19 protein-coding genes, 1 tRNA gene and 1 riboswitch are annotated in these 25492 nt (G+C 73.4%); of the genes, 4 read left to right on the forward strand and 16 right to left on the reverse strand.

The features are described from left to right. Positions 1 to 42: 42 nt before the first annotated feature. The 3 genes from ADK60_RS20825 to ADK60_RS20835 all read right to left on the reverse strand — a co-directional run bounded on the left by ADK60_RS20825 (position 43) and on the right by ADK60_RS20835 (position 3867). Positions 43 to 849, reverse strand: coding sequence for a S16 family serine protease (locus ADK60_RS20825; RefSeq protein ID WP_234371193.1), 807 nt, complete (start codon positions 847 to 849; stop codon positions 43 to 45). A 79-nt stretch (positions 850 to 928) separates the two neighbouring features. Beyond that, entirely contained in the window at positions 929 to 1579 is a 651-nt protein-coding gene (locus ADK60_RS20830; RefSeq protein WP_030308168.1) for an IclR family transcriptional regulator, read from the reverse strand. Positions 1580 to 2034: 455 nt separating this feature from the next. Further along, entirely contained in the window at positions 2035 to 3867 is a 1833-nt protein-coding gene (locus ADK60_RS20835) for a DEAD/DEAH box helicase (protein WP_053648032.1), read from the reverse strand. Positions 3868 to 4192: 325 nt separating this feature from the next. Between ADK60_RS20835 and ADK60_RS20840 the strand changes: the two genes are divergently transcribed. Beyond that, positions 4193 to 4627 (forward strand): SsgA family sporulation/cell division regulator, encoded by a 435-nt coding sequence (locus tag ADK60_RS20840; protein ID WP_053648033.1) that lies wholly within the window; start codon positions 4193 to 4195, stop codon positions 4625 to 4627. Positions 4628 to 4738: 111 nt separating this feature from the next. Here the strand turns inward: ADK60_RS20840 and ADK60_RS20845 are convergent, their stop codons facing one another. The 3 genes from ADK60_RS20845 to ADK60_RS20855 are packed head-to-tail and all read right to left on the reverse strand — an operon-like array spanning position 4739 to position 9356. Beyond that, complete coding sequence (locus ADK60_RS20845; RefSeq protein ID WP_053648034.1) at positions 4739 to 7390, reverse strand: rhomboid family intramembrane serine protease; 2652 nt, start codon at positions 7388 to 7390, stop codon at positions 4739 to 4741. Next, the gene (locus tag ADK60_RS20850; protein ID WP_053648035.1) at positions 7387 to 8715 is read right to left on the reverse strand and encodes an alpha/beta hydrolase; all 1329 of its coding nucleotides are present in this window, start codon (positions 8713 to 8715) and stop codon (positions 7387 to 7389) included. Before ADK60_RS20850 ends, ADK60_RS20845 begins: the two co-directional genes overlap by 4 nt. Next, complete coding sequence (locus ADK60_RS20855) at positions 8712 to 9356, reverse strand: class F sortase (RefSeq protein WP_234325855.1); 645 nt, start codon at positions 9354 to 9356, stop codon at positions 8712 to 8714. The genes ADK60_RS20850 and ADK60_RS20855 overlap by 4 nt, the downstream gene beginning before the upstream one ends. A gap of 434 nt (positions 9357 to 9790) precedes the next feature. On the opposite strand from ADK60_RS20855, the gene ADK60_RS20860 reads away from it, so the two are divergent. Next, positions 9791 to 11035, forward strand: coding sequence for a polysaccharide deacetylase family protein (locus tag ADK60_RS20860; protein ID WP_053648036.1), 1245 nt, complete (start codon positions 9791 to 9793; stop codon positions 11033 to 11035). A gap of 52 nt (positions 11036 to 11087) precedes the next feature. Here the strand turns inward: ADK60_RS20860 and ADK60_RS20865 are convergent, their stop codons facing one another. Together ADK60_RS20865 and ADK60_RS20870 are read right to left on the reverse strand one after the other, a co-directional pair. Then, a complete protein-coding gene (locus ADK60_RS20865; RefSeq protein WP_053648038.1) occupies positions 11088 to 12554 on the reverse strand; it encodes an MFS transporter in 1467 nt (488 codons plus the stop codon). A gap of 108 nt (positions 12555 to 12662) precedes the next feature. After that, positions 12663 to 12977 (reverse strand): DMT family transporter, encoded by a 315-nt coding sequence (locus tag ADK60_RS20870; RefSeq protein ID WP_045938693.1) that lies wholly within the window; start codon positions 12975 to 12977, stop codon positions 12663 to 12665. Between the two features lie 45 nt (positions 12978 to 13022). After that, positions 13023 to 13087, reverse strand: a riboswitch (guanidine-III (ykkC-III) riboswitch). Positions 13088 to 13343: 256 nt separating this feature from the next. On the opposite strand from ADK60_RS20870, the gene ADK60_RS20875 reads away from it, so the two are divergent. After that, positions 13344 to 13418: transfer RNA gene (locus tag ADK60_RS20875), tRNA-Cys, on the forward strand. A gap of 124 nt (positions 13419 to 13542) precedes the next feature. Here the strand turns inward: ADK60_RS20875 and ADK60_RS20880 are convergent. The 6 genes from ADK60_RS20880 to ADK60_RS20905 all read right to left on the reverse strand — a co-directional run bounded on the left by ADK60_RS20880 (position 13543) and on the right by ADK60_RS20905 (position 20969). Then, the gene (locus tag ADK60_RS20880) at positions 13543 to 15870 is read right to left on the reverse strand and encodes a xanthine dehydrogenase family protein molybdopterin-binding subunit (protein WP_078896275.1); all 2328 of its coding nucleotides are present in this window, start codon (positions 15868 to 15870) and stop codon (positions 13543 to 13545) included. Further along, entirely contained in the window at positions 15867 to 17144 is a 1278-nt protein-coding gene (locus tag ADK60_RS48465; protein ID WP_502687440.1) for a (2Fe-2S)-binding protein, read from the reverse strand. Before ADK60_RS48465 ends, ADK60_RS20880 begins: the two co-directional genes overlap by 4 nt. Beyond that, the gene (locus ADK60_RS46805; protein ID WP_051742572.1) at positions 17141 to 18007 is read right to left on the reverse strand and encodes an FAD binding domain-containing protein; all 867 of its coding nucleotides are present in this window, start codon (positions 18005 to 18007) and stop codon (positions 17141 to 17143) included. The genes ADK60_RS48465 and ADK60_RS46805 overlap by 4 nt, the downstream gene beginning before the upstream one ends. Before the next feature lie 303 nt (positions 18008 to 18310). Then, positions 18311 to 19921: a beta-N-acetylhexosaminidase gene (locus tag ADK60_RS20895; protein WP_053648040.1), complete on the reverse strand. Its 1611-nt coding sequence runs from the start codon at positions 19919 to 19921 to the stop codon at positions 18311 to 18313. Positions 19922 to 20017: 96 nt separating this feature from the next. Then, positions 20018 to 20299 carry a DUF3039 domain-containing protein gene (locus ADK60_RS20900; protein ID WP_030394272.1) on the reverse strand — a complete coding sequence of 94 codons (282 nt, stop codon included), beginning with the start codon at positions 20297 to 20299 and terminating at the stop codon, positions 20018 to 20020. A gap of 85 nt (positions 20300 to 20384) precedes the next feature. Then, positions 20385 to 20969, reverse strand: a complete 585-nt coding sequence (locus ADK60_RS20905) for a YqgE/AlgH family protein (RefSeq protein ID WP_045938698.1) — start codon at positions 20967 to 20969, stop codon at positions 20385 to 20387. A gap of 308 nt (positions 20970 to 21277) precedes the next feature. On the opposite strand from ADK60_RS20905, the gene murA reads away from it, so the two are divergent. After that, entirely contained in the window at positions 21278 to 22651 is a 1374-nt protein-coding gene (gene murA / locus ADK60_RS20910) for a UDP-N-acetylglucosamine 1-carboxyvinyltransferase (RefSeq protein WP_053648042.1), read from the forward strand. Positions 22652 to 22756: 105 nt separating this feature from the next. Here murA and ADK60_RS20915 read toward each other — a convergent pair whose 3' ends face one another. Continuing rightward, the gene (locus ADK60_RS20915; protein WP_045938702.1) at positions 22757 to 23038 is read right to left on the reverse strand and encodes an HU family DNA-binding protein; all 282 of its coding nucleotides are present in this window, start codon (positions 23036 to 23038) and stop codon (positions 22757 to 22759) included. 558 nt (positions 23039 to 23596) lie between these two features. Next, entirely contained in the window at positions 23597 to 25069 is a 1473-nt protein-coding gene (locus ADK60_RS20920; RefSeq protein ID WP_053648044.1) for an NAD-dependent malic enzyme, read from the reverse strand. Positions 25070 to 25492 lie beyond the last annotated feature (423 nt).

Consider the following 25492-nt stretch of genomic DNA (forward strand, 5'->3'; position numbering starts at 1 on the left):
GGTCAGCCCCCCAGCCGGGCGGCCGGTCGGCCGGTCAGCGGCTCAGCACCCCGGAACGGCCCCGCCCGACTGCAGCGCCTCCAGCACCGAGACGGACTCCCCCAGCGTGCCGACCGGCACCAGCCGCAGCCCCGCCGGGAGGTTGACCTTGGCGTCCGAGCACTCGTCCTTGGGCACCAGGAAGACGGTCGCGCCGTCCCGCGCCGCCGCCTGGGTCTTGAGCGGCACACCGCCGACCGGGCCGATCACGCCCTGTTCGTCGATGGTCCCGGTGCCGGCGACGGTCAGCCCGCCGGTGAGGTCGCCGCCCTTGCCGTCCCCGCGGAGCTTGTCGACGATGCCGAGCGCGAGCATCTGCCCGGCGCTGGGGCCGCCGATGTCACCGAGGTCGACCTTGACCTTCACCTGCGCGGGCGACAGCTGGAGGTAGCCGAGCGCGGCCGTGGTGGCGGCGTCCTGGGACTCGGCCATCTGCTGGGCGGTGACCTCGTTGGCCTTGGCCGGGTCGCCCTGCGGGTAGACGGTCTCGCTGGGCCGGACGGCCTCGTCCTCGTCGAACCAGGCCTGGAGCGAGCGCCACAGCGTGGTCCGCTCCCCCGGGTTGGTCGCCGAGATGGTCACCATCCGCAGCTGCCCCTGGGTGGTGCGGACCGGCGCGCCGGTGACGGTGAGCACCGGGCGGCCCTGGTAGCTGCCGAGGGTGTCCGCGGTCACGCCGGGGAAGGTCAGCGTGTAGGGCAGCGGGACGAAGGCGGCCACCCCGAACAGCGCGGCGACCGTCGCGCCGCAGAGCGCGAGGGCCCGGGTCCGGGGGGAGGTCAGGGCCGTGGGCAGCTTGGTGTCGGACACAGAGGCATCCAAACACACCGGGGCCGTCCGGCGGGCACGCACACGGCCACCCGAACGGCCCACCCGGCGGACCGGGCGGTCAGCGCAGCGCGTCGGCGACCTCGGTGGCCGCCTCCACCACCCGGGGGCCGACCCGCTCCGGGACCAGCCCGTTCAGCATCACCACGCCGACGCTGCCCTCGATGCCGCTCAGTCCGAGCAGCGCCGCGGCGGCACCGGACGCGCCGGACTGCTCCTCCGCCCGGGTGATGACGAAGCCCTGCTCCGGCCGGCGCTGGCTGGGGAAGGTCCGGGCCTCCAGGATCGCCCGGCCCGCCGCGCTCTCCCCGAGCGGGTGGCGCAGCCCGGTCCGGTAGGCGACGTGGAAGTCGGTCCAGCTGGGTTCGACGACGGCCACCGCGAGCGCCTCGTTGCCGTCCACCAGGGTCAGGTGGGCGGTGGCCCCGAGGTCCTCGGCGAGGCTGCGCAGCGCGGGCAGTGCCGCCTCGCGCAGCAGCGGGTGGACCCGGTGGGCGAGCCGGAGCACGCCCAGGCCCACCCGGGCCCGGCCGCCGATGTCCCGGCGGACCAGCCCGTGCTGTTCCAGGGTGGCCAGCAGCCGGTAGACGACGGTCCGGTTGACGGCGAGGCGGGCCGCCAGTTCGGTCACGGTGAGTCCGCGCTCCGAGTCGGCGAGGAGTTTGAGGACCCGGACTCCCCGGTCCAGGGTCTGGGAGGTCTCTGCAGTCACGACGCGCAATTCCTTTCCGCGGCGGTCGCGGATCGGCTGGCCGGTCCGGGACTCGGTGGTCGCGCGCAGGGGGGTGGCCGCGCCAGGGCCGCGGTGTGTCGTCCTTGACGTCCTGGGGCCCTGCGGCGCCCGTCCGGCGGGGGTTGCCCGGCGGGAGAGCGTGGGGGAAAGGTAGTGAAGGAAATGCGGCGGCGGAAGTGTTTGTCCAAAATTCGGTCAAGATCAATTCTGTCCGGCCGGACAGAAGCGGACGAACTGCTGCATTCCACCCGGCCCGACCGGGCGCAAGTTCGAGCACAGTCCGAAGTCCGGACAGACACCCGGGACCGGAGGGGCCGGGCGACCGGCCCGGAACGGCCGCGGAGTGACCGGGAACGACCGGGAGCACCCCCGCAGCACCCCAGGAACGTCGCCCCGGCCGCCCCTCCGGCGGATCCGGCGGATCCGACGGATCGTTACTTCGCCCACTCCCGGATCTTGTCGATCCGCGCCTTCAGCTGGTTGGCGGTGGCCTGCGCGGTGAGCGGACCGCCGCACTGCCGGCGCAGCTCGTTGTGGACCGTGCCGTGCGGCTGGTTGGTGCGGTGGTGCCAGGCGGCCACCAGCGCGTTCAACTCCTTGCGCAGCTCCCGCAGCTCCTGGTGGGTCACGACCGGCCGCTGCTCGGCCGGCAGCTCCAGCAGGTCGGCCTCCTCGGCCGGCTTGCCCTTGCTCCGCTGGATCTGCCGGTGCTGACGCTTCTGCAGCAGCATCTGCACCTGGTCCGGCTCCAGCAGGCCCGGGATGCCGAGGTAGTCCTCCTCCTCCTCGCTGCCCGGGTGCGCCTGCATCCCGAACTCCATGGCGTTGTACAGCACCCGGTCGAAGACCGCCTCGGAGCCCAGCGCCTCGTAGGAGAACTCGTCGCCGCCCGCGCCGTCCGGGCCGTCGTTGGCCCGCTCGGCCTCGGCGAGCAGCCGGTCCTCCTCGTCGAAGAGGCCCTCGCCCTCCTTCTTCGGCCGGTCCAGCACATGGTCGCGCTGGAGCTCCATCTCGTTGGCGAAGCCCAGCAGCATCGGGACGGTCGGCAGGAAGACGGAGGCGGTCTCGCCGCGCTTGCGGGCGCGCACGAAGCGGCCGACGGCCTGGGCGAAGAACAGCGGGGTGGAGATCGAGGTGGCGTAGACGCCGACGCACAGCCGGGGCACGTCGACGCCCTCGGACACCATGCGGACCGCGACCATCCAGCGCGAGGTCCCGGCCGCGTAGTCGGAGATCCGCTGCGAGGCCTCGGTCTCGTCGGAGAGCACCAGGGTGACCTTCTCGCCGCTGATCTCGCGCAGCATCTTGGCGTAGGCGCGGGCCACGTTCTGGTCGGTGGCGATCACCAGGCCGCCGGCGTCCGGGATCGCCTTGCGGACCTCGGTGAGCCGGCGGTCGGCGGCCTGCAGCACGGACGGGATCCACTCGCCCTGCGGGGAGAGCGCGGTGCGCCAGGCCTGGGCGATGAGGTCCTTGGTCATCGGCTCGCCGAGCCGGGCCTCCAGCTCGTCGCCGGACTTGGTGCGCCAGCGCATGTTGCCGCTGTAGGACAGGAAGATCACCGGACGGACGACGTGGTCGGCGAGCGCGTGCCCGTAGCCGTAAGTGTAGTCGGCGACCGACTTGCGGATGCCGTCGCCCCCGGCCTCGTACTGGACGAACGGGATCGGGTTGGTGTCCGAGCGGAACGGCGTACCGGTCAGTGCGAGGCGCCGGGAGGCCGGCTCGAAGGCCTCGAAGCAGGCCTCGCCCCAGGACTTCGAGTCACCGGCGTGGTGGATCTCGTCCATGATGACCAGCGTCTTGCGGGCCTCGGTGCGGTTGCGGTGCAGCATCGGGTTCACGCCGACGCCCGCGTAGGTGACCACGATGCCGTGGTAGTCCCGGGAGAGCGGCCCGGAGGAGTAGCCCGGGTCCAGCCTGATGCCTATCCGGGCGGCGGCCTCGGCCCACTGCTTCTTCAGGTGCTCGGTCGGCGCGACCACGGTGATCTGCTGCACCAGGTGGTTGTGGAGCAGGTACGAGGCCAGGGTCAGCGCGAAGGTGGTCTTACCGGCGCCCGGGGTCGCGACGGCGAGGAAGTCGCGCGGCTGCTTCTCGATGTACTTGTCCAGCGCCCCCTGCTGCCAGGCCCGGAGCTTGCCCGCGGTGCCCCAGGGGGCACGGCCGGGGAAGGCCGGGGACAGCTGGTGCGAGGAGGCCGGCGCGGCATGGCCGACGGCCCGGACGGGCGCGTGCGACTCGTTCGCGTCGGAGAAGAGCGGCATCGGGGCGGCGGCAGTACTCACGGTCTCCGAGGGGGGATCATCGCAGGTCAGAGGCGGTTTCGCAGCCTCGGTCCGCGGTCGGACGGCGTTCGGACAACCCACCCAGCGTACCGGTCCCGGCGCCGTTCGCGCGGCCACGGCGGGGCCGGGCCGGGCGGGCGTCCGCCCTGCCCGGGGCGGGTGCGGCCGGAAATCGATGTGAGGTGGATCACGGCGGAATTCCGGGAAACCCGCGTAAGCGGAACCCCTCCCACCGCCTCTCTTCGGAATGAGGCCGCTCCACCCTCCACCGCCCGCCGCGGCCTCACCAGCGAAGGGAAGCGCCGTGCACGCCACCGCCGAAGAGACCGTCCAGGCCCGCCTGATCCTGTCCGCGCACCGGTACGCCCGGCTGCGGGTCGCCCTGACCTATCGGACCGACGACCCGCTCGCGGTCCGGATGGCCTTCCCCGGCGAGTTCTCGCTGGACGAACCCACCGGTGCGGCGGGCCCGGAGGCCGGCGACATCGTCTGGGTCTTCGCCCGCCGGCTGCTCGCGGGCGGCCTGGAGCTGCCCTCCGGCGTCGGCGACGTGCAGGTGCGGCCCGGCCCCGGCCGGAGCACCCTGGTCGAGCTGCGCGCGCCCGAGGGCACCGCGCTGGTCCGGTTCGACACCGCCGACCTGCGGCGCTTCCTCTGGCGCAGCCACCTGCTGGTGCCCGAGGGCGAGGAGCACCTGTACCTGGACGCCGACCGCGCCCTCGCCCAGCTGCTCGGCTGAACGGGGGCGGCCCGGCCGCGCGCACGAGAACGCCGGCCGCCCGGGACCGAAGTCCCGGGCGGCCGGCGTTCCGGACCGCACGCCCGTGTCCCTGAGGCACGGGCGGTCCGGCTAGGACGACAGCTTGCGCATCAGCCGCACGCCCTGCGTCGGCGTGAGGTGCGGCAGGTAGGCCTTGCCGATCGCCCGGGTGATGCTGGGCAGCGCCGCCGGGTCCGGGTACGCCATGTACATCGGCCGGTACTCCGGCTGGAACTTCGCCTTGAAGGCGAGCAGGGAGCGGAAGCCGTACACCGGCTCCAGCACCCGGCCCAGCCAGTCCAGGGTCTTCTGCAGCCCGGTGGGCGGCTCCTTCTCCGAGCGGGCCAGCGGCGCGCCGGAGAGCGAGAGGAACCGCGCGCCCTCCTGCTTGAAGCCGAGCGCGGCCGAGGCGATCAGGAACTCGGTGACACCGCGGAAGCCGTCCGAGCGCCGCCGCATGAAGTCCAGCGTCCAGCCGACCGGCTCGCCGTTCTCGTAGACCGGCATCCAGCTGGTCAGACCGTGCACACTGCGGTCCTCGTCGATCGCGATCAGCAGCCGCACCGCCGGGTCGTCCAGCTCCTCCAGGCCACCGAGGGTGAACCCCATCTCGGGCAGGCCCTTCTCGGAGACCCACTCCTCGGAGATGGCCCGGATCTGCTCCTTCAGCGCCAGCGGCGCCTCGTGGTACGACCACCACTCGGCGGTGATGCCCTGCTTGCCGGCCTTGTTGAGCGCGGTCCTGATGTCCTGCCACTTGCGGCCGGTGAAGGCGAGGTCGGGCAGGGCGACGACGGTGTCCTCGGCGACCTGGAGCGAGCGCCAGCCGAGCTCCCCGGCCGCGGCCCGGGTCTGCGGGGTGACGCTGTAGAAGCACGGCGTCCAGCCCCGGGCGTCGCAGTACCGGGCGAAGCCGGCCACCGCGCGGTCCCGGGCCGCCGGGTCGCCGAAGGGGTCGCCGGTGGTCAGCGCCACGGTGTTCAGCACCCGGTAGGCGACGGCGGCCCGGCCCTCCTCGTCGAACCAGTAGTGGTTGCCGTCCCAGGTGGTGAGGAAGGACAGCGTGCCGCCACCGTGCTCGGTGAGCAGCGCCCGGGCCCGGGCGGCGTCCTCGGCGGCGACCTGGACCACCGGCCGACGGAAGGTCAGCAGCAGCGCGGCCAGGGCGACCGCCCAGAAGCCGAGCCCGCAGTACGTCTCCAGGGCGCGGGCGAACCGCCCGACCGCGATCGGGTAGTCCGGCAGCAGGTCGTTGTAGGCGGGCGGCAGGAACTGGGCCGGCAGCCCGTGGACCAGGCCGCGGAAGGTCGCGCCCGGCTCGAACTGACCGGCGGCCAGGACACCCAGCCCGGTGTAGGCGGCGGAGGCGACGGCCAGCGCCCCGCCGACCACCGCGAACAGCCGGCCGAGCACCGCGCGCGGCAGCCGCAGCGTGAAGCGCTTGCGGGTGGCCAGCAGCAGGCCGACGGTGACCATCGGCAGCAGCAGCGCCTCGACGAAGTACTGGAGGACGTCGCTCGAACCGGTGCTGGTCTCCGCGAACAGGACGACCAGCATCGCGGTCCAGAGCAGCTCGGTGGCGATGGTGATCCGCCAGGCGAACCGCAGGCCGCGGCGCAGGCCCTCGGCGAGCACCAGCAGCAGGGCCGGGAAGAGCGTGGCCATCAGCCGGGCCGGGGTGTCGAAGATCCGCTGCACGGCGTGCGCGCGGGCGCAGTCGTGGGCCGAGACCGAGCAGAAGTCGGCGACCTCGTCCGGGGTGAGCCGGTGCGAGAGGTAGATCTCCGAGAAGGTGTTGAACGGGCCGGCCGCGTTGTCGTACAGCGAGGCGATCATCGGGCCGAGCGCGGCGGCGACCAGGCAGAGCGCGACCAGCACCCGGGTCTCGGTGTGGGAGGAGCGGTGCGAGCGCAGGTGCGGGCGGCGGCGGAACAGCAGCGCGCCGGCGGCCAGGCCGACCAGCGCCCCACTGAACCGCTGGACGCTCTGCAGGTGCCCCACGTACAGCGCCATCACCAGCGGCATCAGCAGCACCAGCAGGTGCAGCCGCCGGCGCCAGAGCACGGTGAGCCGGTAACCGAGCACGCCGGCCAGCGCGAACAGGCCGACGCCGGGGCCGACGGCGGTCTGACCGGCTATCGAGAGGGTCCACTGCTCGCCGAGCTTCGCGCCGACCGCGACCACGACGGTCCCGGCCATGACGCCGGCCAGCTGACCGGCGACCAGCACCCCGACGGTGCGCAGCCGGCCGAGGCGGCGCTCGGCGGCCGGGCCGACCAGGAGCAGCAGCAGGCTGGTGAAGACGTAGGAGCCGATGCCGGAGCACCAGAACAGCGAGGTGAGGGGCGTCCACCAGCGGCCAGCGTGGAGGGTCGGCCGTCCGATGCCGACCTGCTCCAGCAGGGCGTCGGACGGCCCCCGGGCGAGGCTGCCGGTGGCGGCGCCGACGGCCCACAGGCCGACCAGCAGCACCAGGGTCAGCGGGGCCTCGCCGAGCCGGGCGGCCAGCCGGGCGACGAGCCCCGCAGCCGCGCGGACGACCCGCTGCGGGGGCCGCGGCGCGGGCGCGCCGGGGCCCGGAGCGCCGTTGTCGGACCCGCCGGAGCCCGCGCCCGCGGTGTCGGAGCGGTTGGAGCCGGACCCGGTGCGGAAGGGCCTGGGCACGAGCAGGCGCGACTGTCCCCCGCCGCGGCTCTGCTCCTGCTCGGCGGCGACTCCCGGGGAGGCGCCGAGCAGGGTCACCGGATCATCCCGGTCTGCTGTGCCAGCCAGGGCAGCTGGTCGGCGATGCCGGGCCGGAAGATGATCCAGCCGTGCCCGCCGGGCATGAGGTCGAACTTGGCCTGCATTCCCGCCTCCACGACCGCGCGGTACACCTTCTCCTGCTGCGGCCGGAACTCGTCGTCGTCGCGGCCGACCACGATGGCCCCCGCGGTGTCCGGGAACTTCTTCCGCGCCATCACCTGGAGCGGGTCGACGGCGGCGAACTTCGCCGCGTCGCCGTCGTAGGCCGCCTGGACGGTCTCCTCACGGGTGCCGAGGGTGGGCTCGTCCTGACCGGACATGTCGAGGAACGAGCCGTAGACCTCGGGCGCGTTGACGGCGAGCTGGAGTGCGCAGGTGCCGCCCATCGAGGCACCGGCGATCACCCAGTTCTTGCGGCCCTCGGCCGTCTGGAGGTTGGCGTGCACCCAGGCCGGCACGTCCTCGGCCAGGAAGGTCTGGACATTGGCGATCTTGGAATCGAGGCAGAGCGTGTTGTTCCAGGTCGAGCCCAGCTGGTCGACCATCACCACGATCGGGGCCAGCCCGTGGTGCTCGGCGGCGAAGGCGTCGAGGGAGTCGGCGATCTGGCCGCCGAACACCCAGTCGCCCGGAGTGCCCGGCTGGCCGGCCAGGAGCACGACCACCGGCAGCAGCGGCCGGGGGGTGGCCTGGTAGGCCGGCGGCAGGTACACGTACCCGTCGCGGGACTCGAAGCCGGACTTGGTGCCCGGAACGGCGACCGACGAGACGGTGCCCTTCGCCGGAAGGTCCGCCGGCGCCTGCCAGACCTCCTCCAGCACCTTGCCGGGCGGCCGGCCGATGGTGGCGGCGGCCTTCCCCGTGGTCAGCTCCTGGGTCTTCTCCAGCCACGGCGCCAGCATCACCCGGCCGGTCGGGTACTGGTCGAAGCCCCGGTTCACCTGGGAGGAGGCCATCAGCAGCACCAGGGCCCCGGCGCCGATCGCCAGCAGCCTGCGGCGCAGCGTGCTGCCGCGCATCCGGAAGGCGACCAGCGAGAGCCCGAGCAGGCCGACGGCGATCCACCAGGTGACGTAGTGCGGGGTCCCCTCGGGGAAGGGGTGCCACCAGTCGTCGACGGCGGTGTCGAGCAGCAGGCTGAGCGCCGCCGCCGTGACCAGGGCGGCGGGCAGCCGGCGGCGCCACCACCCGCGGGTGCGGGCGTAGCAGGCGAGGAACAGCAGTGAACCCCAGCCGGCCACCAGGACGGCGCGCGGGATCGGGCCGCGGGTCAGCGGCCAGTCGATCGGGTTCCAGCTCAGAGCAAGGGAGACGGTGGTCATACGTTCGTCCCCGAACGCCTGGTGTCGGCCAGGAAGCCGTAGGCGACGACGTTGCCGTCGTAGCCCCGCTCCTCGCTGTAGCCTCCGCCGCAGGTGATCACCCGCAGCTGGGCGTCGGCGGCCTGGCGGTACACCCGGTCGTCCGGGAAGTCCTTTCGATCGTGCACTTCGATGGCGTAGAGCTGGTAGACCGCGGTGCGGCCGTCCTCGCGGAGGATCTCGATCCGATCCCCGCGGTGCAGCGCGCCCAGGTCGTAGAAGACGGCGGGCCCGCTGTGGTTGTCGACGTGGCCGGCGATGATGGCCGTGCCGCGCTGGCCGGGGGTGGCACCGTCCCGGTACCAGCCGGCGAGGTTTCGGTCCTCCTCGGGAGGGGTCTGGAGGTGGCCCTCCCGGTCGAGACCGAGGCCGGTGACCGGGGCGTCGAGCCGCACGGCCGGGATCCGGATCCTGGTCGGCCTGGAGGGTCCGAGCGGCGGCACCACGGAGACCGGGGCGAAGCCGGTGAGGGCCTGCCCGCTGCCGGGAGCCGGGGGAAGCACGGTGTGACCGCCGTCGGTGAGCAGCCACGCACCCAGCACGAGCGCGGCGCCGACCGCCAGGGTACCCGGCCACGGGCTCCTGCTCTGCTGGGCGCCCACCGGCGCTCCCCTCTGCTGACGTCGAACGGTTGCCGGTTTCTGGGAGATGTCTGAGAACAATGCAACCGGATCGGACCTTATGCCACATCCATACGATGGTCGTACTCGCTCCCCCCGTTCGGCAGGGTCCGAGGGGCTCGACATGGTCCGCGCGAGTGAGTCGTCACCGTGACGCCACGCTCCGGTCACCTGGCGGTTGTCCGATGCAGCGACGATCTCTTCATCTGACACTCAGGAACGTCATCACGGTTGCATCCTTCGGGCGATGAGTTCCGACCGTTCGTGGTGAAGCGTTGACCGCTTCCGATCACATGCCATGCTGACCCCGTTCACAGGCCTATCACCGCACTTGTCCCACCGGACCCCGGTCCGGCGGACGGTCGCGCGCGCCTGCCGTGCCCCGCCCCCGCGCACGCCCCACGAACGGAGTGACCATGGACGCCCTCTCCCGCCGCACCCTGCTGGCCGCGGGTGCCGCCGGCGCCGCCAGCCTCGCCGCGGGCTGCGCGAGCCGGACCGATCCCGACGGCGGACAGGCGACCACTCCGGCCCCGGTCCCGGCCACCCCGGCCGAGGACCACGCGACGACCCCGACCGAGGCCGCCAAGCCCCCGGTCACCCTGATCGGCGACGGCTCCACCTCGGACACCGGCCCGCAGCCGAACCAGCCCAGCCTCGAACCGCTGCGGCCCGGCCAGCGCCCGCCCCAGTTCGTCGTCCTCTCCTGGGACGGCGCCGCCGAGCTCGACAACGGCCTGTTCGCCCGCTTCCGCCGGCTCGCCCGGGAGCACAACGCGTCCATGACCTTCTTCCTCAGCGGCCTCTACCTGCTGCCCGAGGCGAAGAAGGACCTCTACCGCCCGCCGCAGCACAAGGTCGGCGCCTCCGACATCGGCTACCTCAGCGATCAGCACATCCACGACACCCTGGAGAACCTGCACGCCGCCTGGCTGGAGGGGCACGAGATCGGCACCCACTTCAATGGGCACTTCTGCGGCGCCAACGGCGTCGGCCAGTGGTCCGCCGAGGAGTGGGACAGCGAGATCGAGCAGGCGATGGGCTTCGTCACGAACTGGCGGACCAACACCGGCTTCACCGACCTGCCGGCGCTGCCCTTCGACTACCGCAAGGAGCTGATCGGCAGCCGCACCCCCTGCCTGGAGGGCCAGCGCAACCTGCTGCCCACCGCCGTCCGGCGCGGCTGGCGCTACGACAGCAGCGGCAACGGGACCCAGGTGTGGCCGCAGAAGATCCAGGGCGGCGCGCTCTGGGACCTCCCGCTGCAGTCCATCCCCTTCCCCGGGCACACCTTCCAGGTGCTGTCGATGGACTACAACATCATGTTCAACCAGTGCGGCAGCAACACCAAGGCCGACCCGGCGCTCCACCCCGGCTTCCAGACCCAGGCCCGGGACGCCTACCTGATGGGCTTCGAGCGCGCCTACACCACCAACCGCGCCCCGTTCGTCATCGGCAACCACTTCGAGGAGTGGAACGGCGGCATCTACATGAACGCCGTCGAAGAGGTGATCAAGGCGATCGCCGACCGTCCCGAGGTGCGGATGGTGTCCTTCCGCCAGCTGGTCGACTGGCTGGACGCCCAGGAGCCGGCGCTGCTGCGCAAGCTGCAGGGCCTCGCCCCCGGCCAGGCACCGGCCGGGGGCTGGGAGACCTTCTGATTGTCGCCCGCTCCTGCGTGAGGGCCTCGGGGCGGGAGTCGTCGGCCCCGGCTCAGGCGGCCTTGCGGACCCGGCCGGAGACCAGGGCGCCGAGCAGCGCCACCCCGGCCATGACCAGGAAGATCACCGCGAAGGCGCCGGTCGAGCCGGCGCCCGCGGCGCCGTCGTGGACGGCGGCCACCGAGCCACCGCCCAGCGCCCCGAACAGCACCCCCGCCAGACCCATCAGCAGCACATTGCCCAGCGCGTCGCTCACCTGGAGCGAGGCCGAGTTGGCCCCGGCGTCCTCCGGCGTGGACAGCTTCATCATCAGCACGCTGATGCTCGCCACCGCCAGGCCCATGCCGATCCCGCCGACGCCCCAGGCCACCGCCGCCACCCAGGCGGGCACCGCCGGGACCAGCACCAGCGCCGCGCCCGCGATGGCCACCGCGGTCAGCACGAAACCGCCGCGGATCATCAGCGTCCGGTAGCGCTCCGCCCCCGGCCGGCCCTGGATCCAGGAGCCCAGCGCCCAGGACAGGCCACCGCTGGTGAGGGTGAGGCCGGCCAGCGTCGGCGAGAGACCGCGCTCGGTCCTCATCATCAGCGGGATGAACGCCTCGGCCGCGAAGAACGCCCCGGCCGCGACCCCGCGCAGCAGGATCACCGTCGGCAGCCCGCGCCCGGCCCGCAGCGTCCCGGTCGGCAGCAGCCCCAGCACCGCCGGGAGCAGCAGCGCCACCCCCACGGCGGCCGGCAGCAGACCGGGCAGGTCGAGCCGCTGGCCCGCGTACTGCAGCAGACCGGCGCCGACCGCGGCCATCGCGGCCAGCCCGGTGCGGCGGCGGTCGAACGCGGCGCCCCCGAGCAGCGGCTGCTCCTTCCCCCCGCCTCCGGCCGGGGGGACCCCCATCGAGCGGCGCAGCGCCGGGCCCATCACCGCGAGCGGCAGCAGGATCAGCACCGGCACCGCGAGGAAGACCCAGCGCCAGCCGAGGTGCTGGGTGACCGCCCCGGCGACCAGCGGGCCGACGATCGAGGGCAGCACCCAGGCCGCGGAGAAGGCCGCGAAGACCGAGGGCCGCAGCCGCTCGGGGTAGGCGCGGCCGACCACCACGTACAGGGCGACGATCACCAGGCCGCCGCCGAGGCCCTGGAGCGCCCGGCCGCCCACGAAGATCCACATCCCGGGCGCCGCCCCGGCCACCAGCAGGCCGGCGCCGAACACCGCGATACCGGTGAACAGCGGCCGCAGCGGCCCGCTGCGGTCGCACCACTGCCCGGAGACGACCAGGGCGAACAGGGTGGTGGTGAAGTAGCCGGAGAAGGCGAAGGCGTACAGCCCGAAGCCGTCGAGCTCGCCGGCGGCGACCGGCATCGCGGTGTTGACGGCCGTCGCCTCGAAGGCGATCACCAGGACCACCGAGACGATGCCCAGGGTCAGCGCCCGGAAGCGGTCGCCCATGACCCCTCCGCCGGGGTCGGTCGATATCGGAACGGAGGCGGTGTCGGCCGACACGGGGGAGGCTGTGGTCATACGTATGATCGTAAGGCGCATCTGGCCCGATGGCCCCTGACCGTGGTCGTAGTTCCACTCCTCCCCCGGCCCTAGGACGGAAGGATCAGCGGCGGCTCGGCACGGGGCTCAGTGCAGCACCTTCAGGCCCACCACGCCGGAGACGATCAGCAGCAGGCAGCCGATCCGGGCCAGGGTCGCCGCGTCACCGAGCACGGTCATGCCGTACAGCGCCGTACCCACCGCGCCGATGCCGACCCAGACCGCGTAGCCGGTGCCGATCGGGATCGAGCGCATCGCGTACGCCAGGCCACCCATCGAGAGCGCCAGCGCGACACCGAACACCACGGTCGGGACCAGCCGGGAGAAGCCCTTGGAGTTCTCCAGGGCCACCGCCCACACCGTCTCCAGGACACCGGAAATGATCAGAACGAGCCAAGCCATGACGGTCGTACCTCCGCAGTCGGCAGCGGCCTGGTTGCCGCTGTCACTGCGCCGTCTTGTCGTGACCGGGTACGACGCGCTCGTCCGGGGCGGCCGCGAGGACCACCTGTTACCGACCGTAGCACACCCGGTCGGGAATCCCGCCACACAGAATTTACAGAAGGATATTGACGCTGCGCCCGGCATTCCGCCAGACTGAATTCACCAACACGGCGAACGACGACAGGAGTCGGACATGGACAGGAAGACGGCGGCCCTCGCGCCCCGCACCTGCACCACCGCTCCCCGGTGTTGTCGCGCCTGTCGCTGCTGCCGCTGCGCCTGAGCGCACCCGCAGTTCCAGCCGCACCACCAGCCCCACCCCACGGCCGTGTGCCCGAGTGGTTTAGGGAACCGCCTGCAAAGCGGTGCACACGGGTTCGATTCCCGTCATGGCCTCCATAAAGACGAATTGCCGGTCCGGCCCCGAAAAGGGCGCCGCCCGGCAATTCGTCGTGCTTTCCGCGGAAAAGCGCGGATGCCGGGTAATTCCGCAGATCCTGCGGAATCACCCGGTGCCACCGGCTCAGCCGGCGACGGCGTCCTCCGGGCGGATCGGCAGCCGGCCCACCGGCAGGCCGGTGGCGGCCCGGACCGCCGCGGCCACCGCCGCCGGCGCGGTCACGGCCGGCACCGCGCTGACCGCCTTGGCCCCGAACGGAGCCACCACGTCACGCTCCTCCAGCAGGGCGGCGACCCGGATCTCCGGGGTGTCCAGCGCGGTCGGCAATCGGTAGCCGGTCAGCGAGGGGTTGGCCAGCAGACCGCCCTCGGTGCGGAGGTCCTCCAGCAGCGCCAGGCCGACGCCCTGGGCGACCCCCGCCTCGATCCGGTCCTCGATCTGCCGCGGGTTCAGCGCCCGGCCGACCTCCTGGGCCACCGTCACCTCGACCACCCGGACCGCGCCCAGCTCGATGTCCACGTCCACCACCGCGCGCATCGCGCAGAACGCGATGGAGACGAAGGCGTCGCCCTGCCCGGCCTCGTCCAGCGGCTCGGTCGGGTGCGGGCGGCACTGCGCGGTCGCCCACAGCTCCTTGCCCTCCAGCGCCTCGGCCACCGGCATGCCGAGCACCCCGTCGTACGAGGTGATCTTGCCCTCGGCGATCTGCAGCAGCTCCACCGACATCCCGAAGTCGGCGGCGATCGGCTGGAGCAGCTGGTGGCGGACCATCAGCGCGGCCCGCTCGACCGCACCGCCGGACACCCAGGTGTGCCGGCCCCGGGCCGACGGCCCGGCCACCGCCTGGTCGCTGTCGGCGGGCGCGATGTACACCTCGCTGACGCCCAGCACGCTCTGCACGATCTGCCGGGCCAGCGTGGCGAAGCCCTGGCCGGCGTCGACGGCCGAGCAGATCACCGTGGCGTGGTCGCCGCTGACCCGCACCGTCGCGGTGGCGACCTCGTCCTCGCCCTCGGCGCCCAGCATGTGCACCATGCCCAGCGCGTAGCCGATCCCCCGCCGCACCGCGGCCGGGTCGCCCGCGCCGCCGGGCCCGCCCGGCAGCAGCCATTCGGCGTCCGGGTCGTCCACCGGCAGCGCCGGCAGCGGCTCCGCGGCCACGGCGTCCAGCAGCGCGGTCACCGGCGCCGGGCAGGTGACGGCCTGTCCGGTGGGCAGCGGGTCCCCGGTCGCCATCACATTGCGCCGGCGGACCTCCACCGGGTCCACGCCGATCCGGGCGGCCAGCTGGTCCAGCTGCGACTCGTAGGCGAAGCACGCCTGCAGCGCGCCCTCGCCGCGCATCCGGCCGGCCGGCGGGTTGTTGGTGCGCACCGCCCAGGCGTCCACGAAGACGTTGGGGCAGTTGTACGGGCCGACCGAGAAGGCGGTGGCGGCGGCCAGCGCCTCGGCCGAGACGTCCGCGTAGGCGCCGCCGTCCAGCAGGATCTGCGCCTCGACCTTCACCAGCGTGCCGTCGGCGTCCGCGTGGTGGCGGTAGCGCAGCAGCGCCGGGTGGCGCGAGGTGTGGGTGTGGAAGGACTCCTCGCGGGTGAGCGTCATCTTCACCGGGCGGCCGGTGCGCAGCGCCAGCAGCGCCAGGGTGACCTGGAAGGAGAGGTCCTCGCGGTCGGAGGTGGCGCCGGGAACGCCGGTGACCACCAGCCGGACCCGGTCCGGCTCCAGGCCCAGGCAGGCGGCGGTGCGGTCCCGGTCGCCGTGCGGGTCGGTGGAGGAGAGGTGCAGCTCGACCCCGCCGTCCGGGCGCGGCACGGCCAGGCCGGCCTCGGCGCCGAGCGGGGCCGGGTCCTGCCGGCCCACCTGGTACAGGCCCTCGACGATGATCTCGCCGGCCGCCTCCGGGTCGCCGGTGCGCAGCGGCAGATGGCGGAAGAGGTTGCCGTCCGGGTGCAGCGGCGGGGCGGTGAAGGCCTGCTCGGGGTCGGTGACGGCCTCCAGTGGCTCGTACTCGACGACGATCAGACCGACCGCGAGCCGGGCGGTGTCGGGGTGGTCGGCGGCGACCGCGGCCACCGGCTCGCCGTGGTGGCGGACCACCCCGGCGGCCAGCACCGGGCGGTCGGCGACGATCGGTCCGGACGGCGCGCCGTCCGGGCTGCCGTCCGGACCGGCCGGCAGGTCGGTGGCCGTGACCACCGCGTGCACACCGGGCAGGGCCAGCGCGGCCGAGGTGTCGATGCCGAGGATCCGGGCGTGCGGGTGCGGGGAGCGCAGCACCGCGCCCCACAGCAGGCCCTCGGCCCACAGGTCGGCGGCGTACGGGTAGATGCCGAGCGCCTTGGGCAGGGCGTCGCTGCGCAGCGGGGAGCTGCCCAGCCCGAACGGCTCCGTCGCGCCGCCCGCGTCGCCGTCCTGCTGGAGTGCTGCGCCGATGTCGGTAGGCGACGTCATGATGCGTGGTCGTCCTCGGGGAGCCGGATGCCGTGGGCGGGGGTGGCGCCGTACGGGACGCCGGCCTGGGCGGTGCCCTCGGCCGGGACGCCGTGCGGGGGTGCGGGGTCGTACGGCGTGCCGTGCGCGGGGGTGGCGGGGGTCTCGTAGACCGGGCCGTCGTACGCCGAGGCGGTGTCGTAGCCGGACTGCTGCGGGTAACCGCCCTGGTCGGGGTAGCCGGTCCCGGGCAGGTAGGTGCCGTGCGCCGGAGTCGCGCCGGGGTACGGCTGCTGCTCGGGGTAGCCCTGGGCGGGGTAGAACCCGGACCCGTCGGTCTGCTGCGCCGGGACGTCCCGGACCGGGGCCAGCACGGCGGTGTCGTACACCCCGCTGTCGTAGCCGCCCTGCCCGTCGTAGCCCCCCCGGCCGTCAGGGGCGCCGGGAGCGGTGTGCCGGTCGGGAGCAGCCTGTCCGTCGGACCCGCCGTGCCCGTCCGGGGCGCCGTACCCCGTGCCGGTGCCGACCGGGGTGCCGGCCTGCTCGGCGCGCGGCTGCGGGACGTGCTCGATCCAGGTGTCCTCGGTGTAGACCGGGAGGTCGGCGGTCCGGGGTCCGGGGTCGGCGGGGGCGGCCGCGGGCACCGGCTCGGGGACGGCCGCGGCGGGTGCGGTGGTCCGGTCCGCCGGGGTGGCCGCGGCCTCCTCGGCGGCCGCCTCCGCGGCCCCGGCCACCGCCGCGCGCGCGTCGGCGACGGTCTGCACGGCGGCCAGCGCGCCCCGGTAGCCGGTGCACCGGCAGAGGTTGCCGCACAGCGCCTGGCGCGCCTCGACCTCGGTGGGCCGGTGGTTGCGCTGGAGCAGGTCGTGCACGGCCATCGCCAGGCCGGGCACGCAGTAGCCGCACTGCACCGCGCCGGACTCGGCCAGTGCCTGCTGGACGTCGCTGGCGCCGCCGCCGGCCGACAGGCCCTCGACGGTGTTGATCTCGCTGTCCTGGGCGAGCGCGGCGGGCACCAGGCAGCCGGCCACCAGCTGGCCGTCGACCTGCACCGAGCAGGCCCCGCACTCGCCCTGCTCGCAGCCGTCCTTGGCGCCGGCCAGGCCCAGCCGCTCGCGCAGCACGTAGAGCAGGCTCTCGCCGATCCAGGCGTCCGTGACGGGCCGTTCGAAGCCGTTGACCCGCAGGGTGTACGAGGTGGTCGGCCGCAGCTCCCGGCTGACCTGCGGCGCGTGGTCGTGCGCGTGGTCGAGCAGCCCCGCGTCCAGGGCCTCGATGGGGTGGTCTGTGGTCACTTGAGCGCCCTTCCCAGTGCCCGGCGGGCCAGCACCGCTACGGTACGCCGCAGACGGACGGCGGCCGCGCTCGGCCCCTCGGTGACGGCCTCCCAGGCGCCCTCCGCGCCGTAGCCGTCGGGGACGCAGGCCGCGGCCACGTACTCGCCGAAGGCGGCGGTCGCGGCGGGGTCGATCTCCCGCGAACCGTCCCAGTCGATGCAGCCCGCCACCCAGGCCTCGGCCTCCAGGGGCCGCAGCGGCACCGGGGCGACGGCGCCGACGGCGCAGCGGACGGCGCGCCGGGCCGGGTCCAGGACGAGGGCGACGGAGGCGGTGGCGCGGGCCGGGCCGCTGCGGCCGGTGGCCTTGAGGAAGACCTGCGGGGCGTGCAGCAGCGGGACCCGTACCCAGGTGAGCAGTTCGCCGGGCCGCAGCGGGTCGAGACCGGTCAACAGGTGGCTGACCGGGACCTCGCGGGTGGCGCCGGCCCGGGCCAGGGTGACGCTGGCCTCCAGCGCCGCGAGCACCGGCAGGGTGTCCCCGGCCGGGGCGGCGGTGGCGATGTTGCCGCCGAGGGTGCCGACGTTGCGGACCTGCGGGGGGCCGGCGGTGCGGGCGGCGTCGGCGAGCGCGGGGATCAGGGCGGCGAAGTCCGGGCGGTCCATCCGGGCGTGGGTCAGCCCGGCGCCGAGGACCGCGGTGCCGCCGTCCTCGTAGCGCCAGCCGCGGAGTTCGGTGATCCGGCCGAGGCCGACCAGCGAGGCGGGGCGGAGGCGTCCGGCGTTGACGGCCTCCATCAGGTCGGTGGCGCCGGCCACCGGCACCGCGGCCGGGTGAGCGGCCAGCGCTTCGACGGCCTCGTCGAGGGAGGCCGGCAGCATGATCGTCCGGTTCACCTGGGTCCCACCGTGCTCCACTTGCTCATCGATCGCCTGCCGCCCGCGGCCCCTGGACCGGGGTGTCCGCTCCGGCAGCCCGGCCTGGCCCGTAGGGTACGGGCGATCGGGCCGGGTTGGGCAACTCTGGCACACAATGCTCGATGATCATTTCGGGACAGGCGAACGGTACTGCCCGATTGGGACCGATACCGGGCGGTATCCGCCCCGGTCCGGTTCGGACCGGGACGGATGTTCATCTGTTCTTGACGTCCGACGACCGCCCGGAAGTTCCCGCGGCCGTCCGGTTCAGACCGCCGGCGGGGGTCCGTCGATCGGCCGGCCCTGCACTCCCGGCCGGGTCTGCCACGGGTGCGGCCCGCCGGCCGGGCGGTACTCGACGCCGAGCGCGTCCAGCACCTCCAGATGGCCGGCCAGCCGCTGTTCGAAGCCGGCGAAGTCGCGGGCGGCCGGGTCCGCGGGCAGCGCGGACCAGGCGACCTCGGCGAAGGCCGCGAGCCGGGGGAAGGCCCGGTAGTCGATGTCCCGGGCGCTGTCCATGAACTCGCTCCACAGGTTCGCCTGGGTGCCGATCACCCTGCGCGCCGCCTCCTCGTCGAGCTGGGCCGGCACCGGCTCGAACCGGTAGACGTCCTCCAGGGTGCGCACGAAGCCGACCGGGATCGGCTCCTGCTCCCCCGGCGCCTGCCGGTGGTCCAGGTAGACGTGCTGCTCGGGGCACATCACCACGTCGTGCCCGGCCTGCGCGGCGGCCATCCCGCCGCCGTAGCCGCGCCAGGAGGACACGGCGGCGCCCGGGGCGAGGCCGCCCTCCAGGATCTCGTCCCAGCCGATCAGCCGGCGGCCGCGCTCGGCCAGCCAGCGGTCGAAGTGCCGGATGATGTGGCTCTGCAGCTCGTCCTCGTTGCTCAGGCCCAGCTCGCGGATCCGCGCCTGCGCGGCCGCGCTGTCCTTCCACTGCTCCTTCGGACACTCGTCGCCGCCGAGGTGGACGAACTCGGACGGGAAGATCTCCAGGACCTCCTCCAGCACGCCCTCGAAGAACCGCAGGGTGGCCTCGGAGGGGTTGAGCACGTTGTGGCTGACCCCCCAGTCGGTCCACACCCCGAGCGCCCCGGTGTCCACCACATCGGTGTTGCCCAGCTCGGGGTAGGCGGCGACGGCGGCCTGGGTGTGGCCCGGCAGGTCGATCTCGGGCACCACCGTGACGGCCCGTTCGGCCGCGTAGGCGACGATCTCGCGCAGGTCGTCCTGGGTGTAGAAGCCGCCGTGCGGGCGGTCGTCACGGCGCCCGGCGGACCGGTAGCCGACCATCGAGCGCTCGCGCCAGGACGCCCGCTCGGTGAGCCCGGGGTAGCGCTTGATCTCCACCCGCCAGCCCTGGTCGTCGGTCAGGTGCAGGTGCAGCACATTGAGCTTGTGCGCCGACAGCTGGTCGACGAAGCGCAGCACGTCGGACTTGGGCAGGAAGTGCCGGGCGACGTCCAGCAGCGCCCCGCGCCAGCCGAACCTCGGCGCGTCCGTGAGATCGACGCCGGGCAGCACCCAGCCGGACGGTCGCAGCGGCGCGCGCCGGTAGGCGTCCGGGCCGAGCAGCCGGCGCAGCGTCTGGGCGCCCCAGAGCGCGCCGGCCGGACCGCCGGCGGTGATCACCGCGTGGCCGGGGCGCACCGAGAGCCGGTACGCCTCACCGGGGAGCGCCGGGTCGAGGAGCAGTTCGACGCCCTCGCCGGGCCGCCCCGGGGCAAGCGGCAGGCCGGTGGCGGCGGTCAGCGAGGAACGCAGCCACCGTTCGGCCCCGGCCAGCTCGGGCGGCGCGGTCAGGGTGGTCGTCCGGTCGAGCGGGAAGTCCTGGTCCGGGAGACGGACGGAACTCACGGGGGCAGGGATGAGGTCCATTGCGCCATCCTGCCCCGACCCCGACCAGTGGCATAGACCACTCGGGAAACGCGGCACCATGCAAAACGGTGGTGTGCGGAACGAGGGGGACGCAGGCTACTTGCCCTTGTCGCCGTCCCCGTCCTGCGGCTTGCCGATGCCGTCGTAGATCTCCTTGCACATCGGACAGACCGGGTACTTCTTCGGGTCGCGGCCGGGCACCCACACCTTGCCGCAGAGCGCCACCACGGGGGACCCGGAGAGCGCGCTCTCCATGATCTTGTCCTTCTGGACGTAGTGCGCGAAGCGCTCGTGGTCGCCGTCCCCGTGGGACACCTGCGGGACGGGCTCGACCAGGGTGCCGGTGCCGAGGCCGCGCTCGGGCTCAAGAGTGCTCATGAGTGCCAAGTCTATGGGCGCCCCGGAGAAGCGGGCCAGTGTCGCGGCGCCGCCGTGACGGCGCACCTTCGATTCCGAGCCGGATTCAGTTCAGGGTCGGATCGTCCGGATAGGTCGCCAGCAGCGCCAGCGGCCCGCGCTGGCGCCGCAGCACCGCGCGCCACAGCCGCTCCGGCTCCGGGCTGGAGATGTCCCCGGGCTCGCAGTCCACCAGGTACCAGGCGCCGGTGGAGATCTCCGACTCCAGCTGCCCGGGCGCCCAGCCCGCGTAGCCGGCGAAGATCCGCAGCGCCCCGAGCTCCCCGGCCAGCACCTCGGGCGGCGCCTCCAGGTCCACCAGGCCGATCGCGCCGTGCACCCGGCGCCAGCCGAGCGGCTCCCCGGTGCCCGGCTCCCCCGGCGCCACCGCCAGGCCGAGCGCCGAGTCCAGCGCCACCGGCCCGCCCTGGAACACCACCGCGGGCAGGCCGACCAGCACCCCCCAGCCGTCCAGCACACTGCCGACCTCGACCGGCGTCGGCCGGTTCAGCACGACACCGAGCGCCCCCTCGACGTCGTGGTCGAGGAGGAGCACCACCGCCCGGGCGAAGTTCGGGTCGGTGAGCACGGGCGTCGCGACGAGCAGTCGGCCGGTGTGGGACCGGCCTCCGTGCGAATGGGCCGCCGTCATGCCTCACATGATCCCGCAGAACCCCCGCCGGCGGCACCCGAAACGGCGACCGCCGCGGCCACCCGGCCCCGCCCGCCACGAACACCCGTACGGACGCACCGGCGCGCCCCCCGGGCCCGGGGAGAGCACCATCACGGGAGAGGCTCACAGGAACCATCGGCACGACCACTACCATCTACTGATGGTGGACGCCCCTCCACGGTGCCGACTCGGTCACACCGGGGGCCCGACGCGCCCGTGAAATGCTCCACCGCCTGGCTCGTCGCCGAGCCCGCCCCACTCCTCTGGCACCCCGGATTGCGAGAACGATGACCGACGACGTCCTGCTGGTCCACGGCGGAAACCCGCTCGAAGGCGAGATCCGCGTCCGCGGTGCGAAGAACCTGGTCCCCAAGGCCATGGTCGCGGCCCTGCTCGGCCAGGGCCCCAGCAGACTGCGCAACGTCCCGGACATCCGCGACGTCAAGGTGGTCCGCGGCCTGCTGCAGCTCCACGGCGTGACCGTGCGCACCGGCGACGAGGACGGCGAGCTGATCCTCGACCCCTCGCACGTGGAGAGCGCCAACGTCGCCGACATCGACGCGCACGCCGGCTCCTCGCGCATCCCGATCCTCTTCTGCGGCCCGCTGCTGCACCGCCTCGGCCACGCCTTCATCCCGGGCCTGGGCGGCTGCGACATCGGCGGCCGTCCGGTCGACTTCCACTTCGAGGTGCTGCGCCAGTTCGGCGCCACCATCGAGAAGCACCCGCAGGGCACCTACCTGGTCGCCCAGCAGCGGCTGCGCGGCACCAGGATCGAGCTGCCCTACCCGTCGGTCGGCGCGACCGAGCAGGTGCTGCTCACCGCCGTCCTCGCCGAGGGCGTCACCGAGCTGCGCAACGCGGCCATCGAGCCGGAGATCGTCGACCTGATCTGCGTGCTGCAGAAGATGGGCGCGATCATCACCCTGGGCACCGACCGCACCATTCTCATCACCGGTGTCGACGAGCTGGGCGGCTACAACCACCGGGCGCTGCCGGACCGGCTGGAGGCCGCCTCCTGGGCCTGCGCGGCGCTGGCCACCAGGGGCGACATCTACGTCCGCGGCGCCCGCCAGCTGGAGATGATGACCTTCCTCAACACCTTCCGGAAGGTCGGCGGCGCCTTCGAGGTGGACGACGAGGGCATCCGCTTCTGGCACCCGGGCGGCGAGCTCAAGGCGATCGCCCTGGAGACCGACGTGCACCCCGGCTTCCAGACCGACTGGCAGCAGCCGCTGGTCGTCGCGCTGACCCAGGCCACCGGCCTGTCCATCGTCCACGAGACGGTGTACGAGTCGCGGCTGGGCTTCACCGGCGCGCTGAACCAGATGGGCGCGCACATCCAGCTCTACCGCGAGTGCCTGGGCGCGACCCCGTGCCGCTTCGGCGCCCGGAACTTCCAGCACTCCGCGGTGGTCTCCGGCCCGTCCAAGCTGATCGGCTCCGAGCTGGTCATCCCGGACCTGCGCGGCGGCTTCTCGTACCTGATCGCGGCGCTGGCGGCCGAGGGCACCTCGACCGTGCACGGCATCGACCTGATCAACCGCGGCTACGAGAACTTCATGGACAAGCTGCGCGACCTCGGCGCCCACGTCGAGCTGCCGGGCGAGCTGCCCGCGGTGGCCGCCGGCGAGCCGAGCAGCGAGCTCGTCGACGCCTGACCGGTGCGTCCGGCGGCCCTCCGGGGCCGCCGGGGCCCCCGGACAACGGCAGGAGGCCGGGTCCCCACGAGGGGGACCCGGCCTCCCGGGCGTTCAAGGGGTTGTTCAGACGCCCTTGGCGGCTTCCTTCAGCTTGGAGCCGGCGCTCACCTTGGCGCTGTAGCCCTCGGGGATCTGGATCGGCTCGCCGGTCTGCGGGTTGCGGGCGGTGCGGGCCGCGCGGTGGGTGCGCTCGAAGGTCAGGAAACCGGGGATGGTGACCTTCTCGTCGCCCTTGGCGACGACCTCGCCGACGATCTCGGCGAAGGCGGCCAGAACGGCGTCGGCGTCCTTGCGGGTCACCTCGGCGCGCTCGGACAGCGCGGCCACCAGCTCACTGCGGTTCATGTGTACTCCTGTGGTCTGTTCGCTTGCGGTGTGCCGGGGCCCGTCGGTACTCCCAACGGGAGGCACCCCGATGGGCCGCGGGTCCGCACACTGTGCTCATGCAGGCAATGCGTGGTCGCGGGCCGGGTCCGCACCCAGTGCCGCGCGCCGTGCCTTCGAAGGCCCGCCTGCCTGCCCGGATACGAATCCTGCCCCGACCGGCCCCGAGAAAGCCAATCGGGCCCCGGCGGAACGACCCGAACAGCGCCCGCCCGCCGGAGGTGTGACGCTCCGTCGGCTCCGGCGGACCGGGCGCGGGCGGCGGTCGGGACGACGCGCCGGAAGACCAGGGGGACGTTCCGTACTTGTCGGACACGCCTGCCCCGTGCAGGGCTACCGTACGCCCTAGGTCCGACAAGCCCAAACACGCCCCTCGCCCTTGTGTCGCAAGGGTTCGGGGCGGGAATGGGCGGGTACGACCGTTAATCGGTCATTTGATCGATCCACGTCACCGCGCGGGCAGCGCCGCGGAAGCCGGATGCCGGGCCCGGCGCAGGGGCCCGTCGAAGGATTCCGAGGTCAGAGCCGCACAGCGGGGAAGGACGCGGTGTCGAGCGTGCCGACGATGCCCGGGGTCGGACGGGACGGCGCGGGCGCCTCCGAGGCGGCGGCCAGGGCGGCGTCCCGAACGGCGGCGGCCACGGTCTTGGCCACGTCCTTGTGGAACACGCTGGGGATGATGTAGTTCGGGTTGCGCTCGTCGTCACCGACGGTGGCGGCCAGCGCCCGGGCGGCGGCGATCATCATCTCGGTATTGACGGTGCGGCTCTGGGCGTCCAGCAGGCCGCGGAAGACGCCCGGGAAGACCAGCACGTTGTTGATCTGGTTCGGGAAGTCGCTGCGGCCGGTGGCGACCACCGCGGCGGTCTGCCGGGCCACCGCCGGGTCGACCTCCGGGTCCGGGTTGGCCAGCGCGAAGACGATCGCGTCCCCGGCCATGGTGGCCAGGTCCTCGCCGTCCAGCAGGTTCGGGGCCGAGACGCCGATGAAGACGTCGGCGCCCGCCACGGCCTCCTTGAGGCTGCCGGTGCGGCCCGAGCGGTTGGTGTGGTCGGCGATCCAGCGCAGGTTGTCGTTGAGGTCGTCGCGGCCCTGGTGGACCACGCCCCGCACGTCCGCCACGGTGGCGTGCTCGACGCCCGCCGCCATCAGCAGCTTGAGGATCGCGGTGCCGGCGGCGCCGGCGCCCGACATCACCACCCGGATCTCGGAGATCTCCTTGCCGACCACCTTGAGCGCGTTCATCAGCGCCGCCAGCACCACGATCGCGGTGCCGTGCTGGTCGTCGTGGAAGACCGGGATGTCCAGGGCCTCGCGCAGCCGGGCCTCGATCTCGAAGCAGCGCGGCGCGGAGATGTCCTCCAGGTTGATGCCGGCGAAGCCCGGGGCGATCGCCTTGACGATGGCCACGATCTCGTCGGTGTCCTGAGTGTCCAGGCAGATCGGCCAGGCGTCGATCCCGGCGAAGCGCTTGAACAGGGCCGCCTTGCCCTCCATGACCGGCAGCGCGGCGGCCGGACCGATGTTCCCCAGGCCCAGCACCGCGGAGCCGTCGGTGACCACGGCGACGCTGTTGCGCTTGATGGTGAGGCGGCGGGCGTCCTCGGGGTTCTCGGCGATCGCCATGCAGACCCGGGCGACACCCGGGGTGTAGATCATCGAGAGGTCGTCACGGTTGCGGATCGGCAGCTTCGAGGACATCTCGATCTTGCCGCCGAGGTGCATCAGGAAGGTTCGGTCCGAGACCTTGCCGATCGTGACGCCGTCGATGGTCCGGAGCTTCTCGACGATCTCCTCGCCGTGCGCCACCGAGGCGGCGGCCACGGTCACGTCGATCCGGAGCGCCTCCAGGCCGGAGGCCGTGACGTCGAGGCCGGTCACCGAGCCGCCGGAGGACTCCACCGCCGTGGTGATCGCGCTGACGGCGTTGCCCGTGGCCGGGACCTCCAGCCGCACCGTGATCGAGTTGGAGACACTGGGCACCGTCGCCATCGACGTTCCTTCTTCCGTCTGTCCGTCCGCGAGTTCAACAGTTTGTTGAAGTCCCTCGCCTGCGCATGCTAGACCTCGATCGTCGCACCTACCAGGGCGTAGTCAGAAATAACGTTCATTGAGTGTGCGGACCCGACAACTTCTTGCCTCCGGCGCCCGATGCGTTACATTGGACGGGACACCGGCTCGATCCAAGCCCCCGGGCCCAACCTTCGTCCCTTCGAGGGACCACTTGCCGCGAGGCGAGCATGGCGGGTCGGTGTCGTAGCTTCTGAAGGCCCCTCACCCACCGGGTGAGGGGCCTTCTTCGTGCTCCTGCGGTGCTCCGCCACCGTCCCCGTGCAGCGGTCCGGCGGCCCGGTGACGGCCGGTCCGGGCGGGCCGGCCGTCACACTCCGTCAGACGCCCGCTCGGGCGGACGGC

The sequence above is a fragment of the Streptomyces sp. XY431 genome (assembly GCF_001279805.1).
Taxonomy (GTDB): Bacteria; Actinomycetota; Actinomycetes; order Streptomycetales; family Streptomycetaceae; genus Kitasatospora; species Kitasatospora purpeofusca.

Bases quoted from the DNA above. Each gene is read 5' to 3' on its own strand.
- ADK60_RS20835 (WP_053648032.1), bottom strand. From the start codon at position 3,867: ATGCCGCTCTTCTCCGACGCGAACGAGTCGCACGCGCCCGTCCGGGCC.
- ADK60_RS20905 (WP_045938698.1), bottom strand. From the start codon at position 20,969: ATGACGGCGGCCCATTCGCACGGAGGCCGGTCCCACACCGGCCGACTG.
- ADK60_RS20900 (WP_030394272.1), bottom strand. From the start codon at position 20,299: ATGAGCACTCTTGAGCCCGAGCGCGGCCTCGGCACCGGCACCCTGGTC.
- ADK60_RS20895 (WP_053648040.1), bottom strand. From the start codon at position 19,921: ATGGACCTCATCCCTGCCCCCGTGAGTTCCGTCCGTCTCCCGGACCAG.
- ADK60_RS46805 (WP_051742572.1), bottom strand. From the start codon at position 18,007: ATGCTGCCGGCCTCCCTCGACGAGGCCGTCGAAGCGCTGGCCGCTCAC.
- ADK60_RS20860 (WP_053648036.1), top strand. From the start codon at position 9,791: ATGGACGCCCTCTCCCGCCGCACCCTGCTGGCCGCGGGTGCCGCCGGC.
- ADK60_RS20880 (WP_078896275.1), bottom strand. From the start codon at position 15,870: ATGACGTCGCCTACCGACATCGGCGCAGCACTCCAGCAGGACGGCGAC.
- ADK60_RS20865 (WP_053648038.1), bottom strand. From the start codon at position 12,554: ATGACCACAGCCTCCCCCGTGTCGGCCGACACCGCCTCCGTTCCGATA.
- ADK60_RS20915 (WP_045938702.1), bottom strand. From the start codon at position 23,038: ATGAACCGCAGTGAGCTGGTGGCCGCGCTGTCCGAGCGCGCCGAGGTG.
- ADK60_RS20920 (WP_053648044.1), bottom strand. From the start codon at position 25,069: ATGGCGACGGTGCCCAGTGTCTCCAACTCGATCACGGTGCGGCTGGAG.
- ADK60_RS20870 (WP_045938693.1), bottom strand. From the start codon at position 12,977: ATGGCTTGGCTCGTTCTGATCATTTCCGGTGTCCTGGAGACGGTGTGG.
- murA (WP_053648042.1), top strand. From the start codon at position 21,278: ATGACCGACGACGTCCTGCTGGTCCACGGCGGAAACCCGCTCGAAGGC.
- ADK60_RS20850 (WP_053648035.1), bottom strand. From the start codon at position 8,715: ATGACCACCGTCTCCCTTGCTCTGAGCTGGAACCCGATCGACTGGCCG.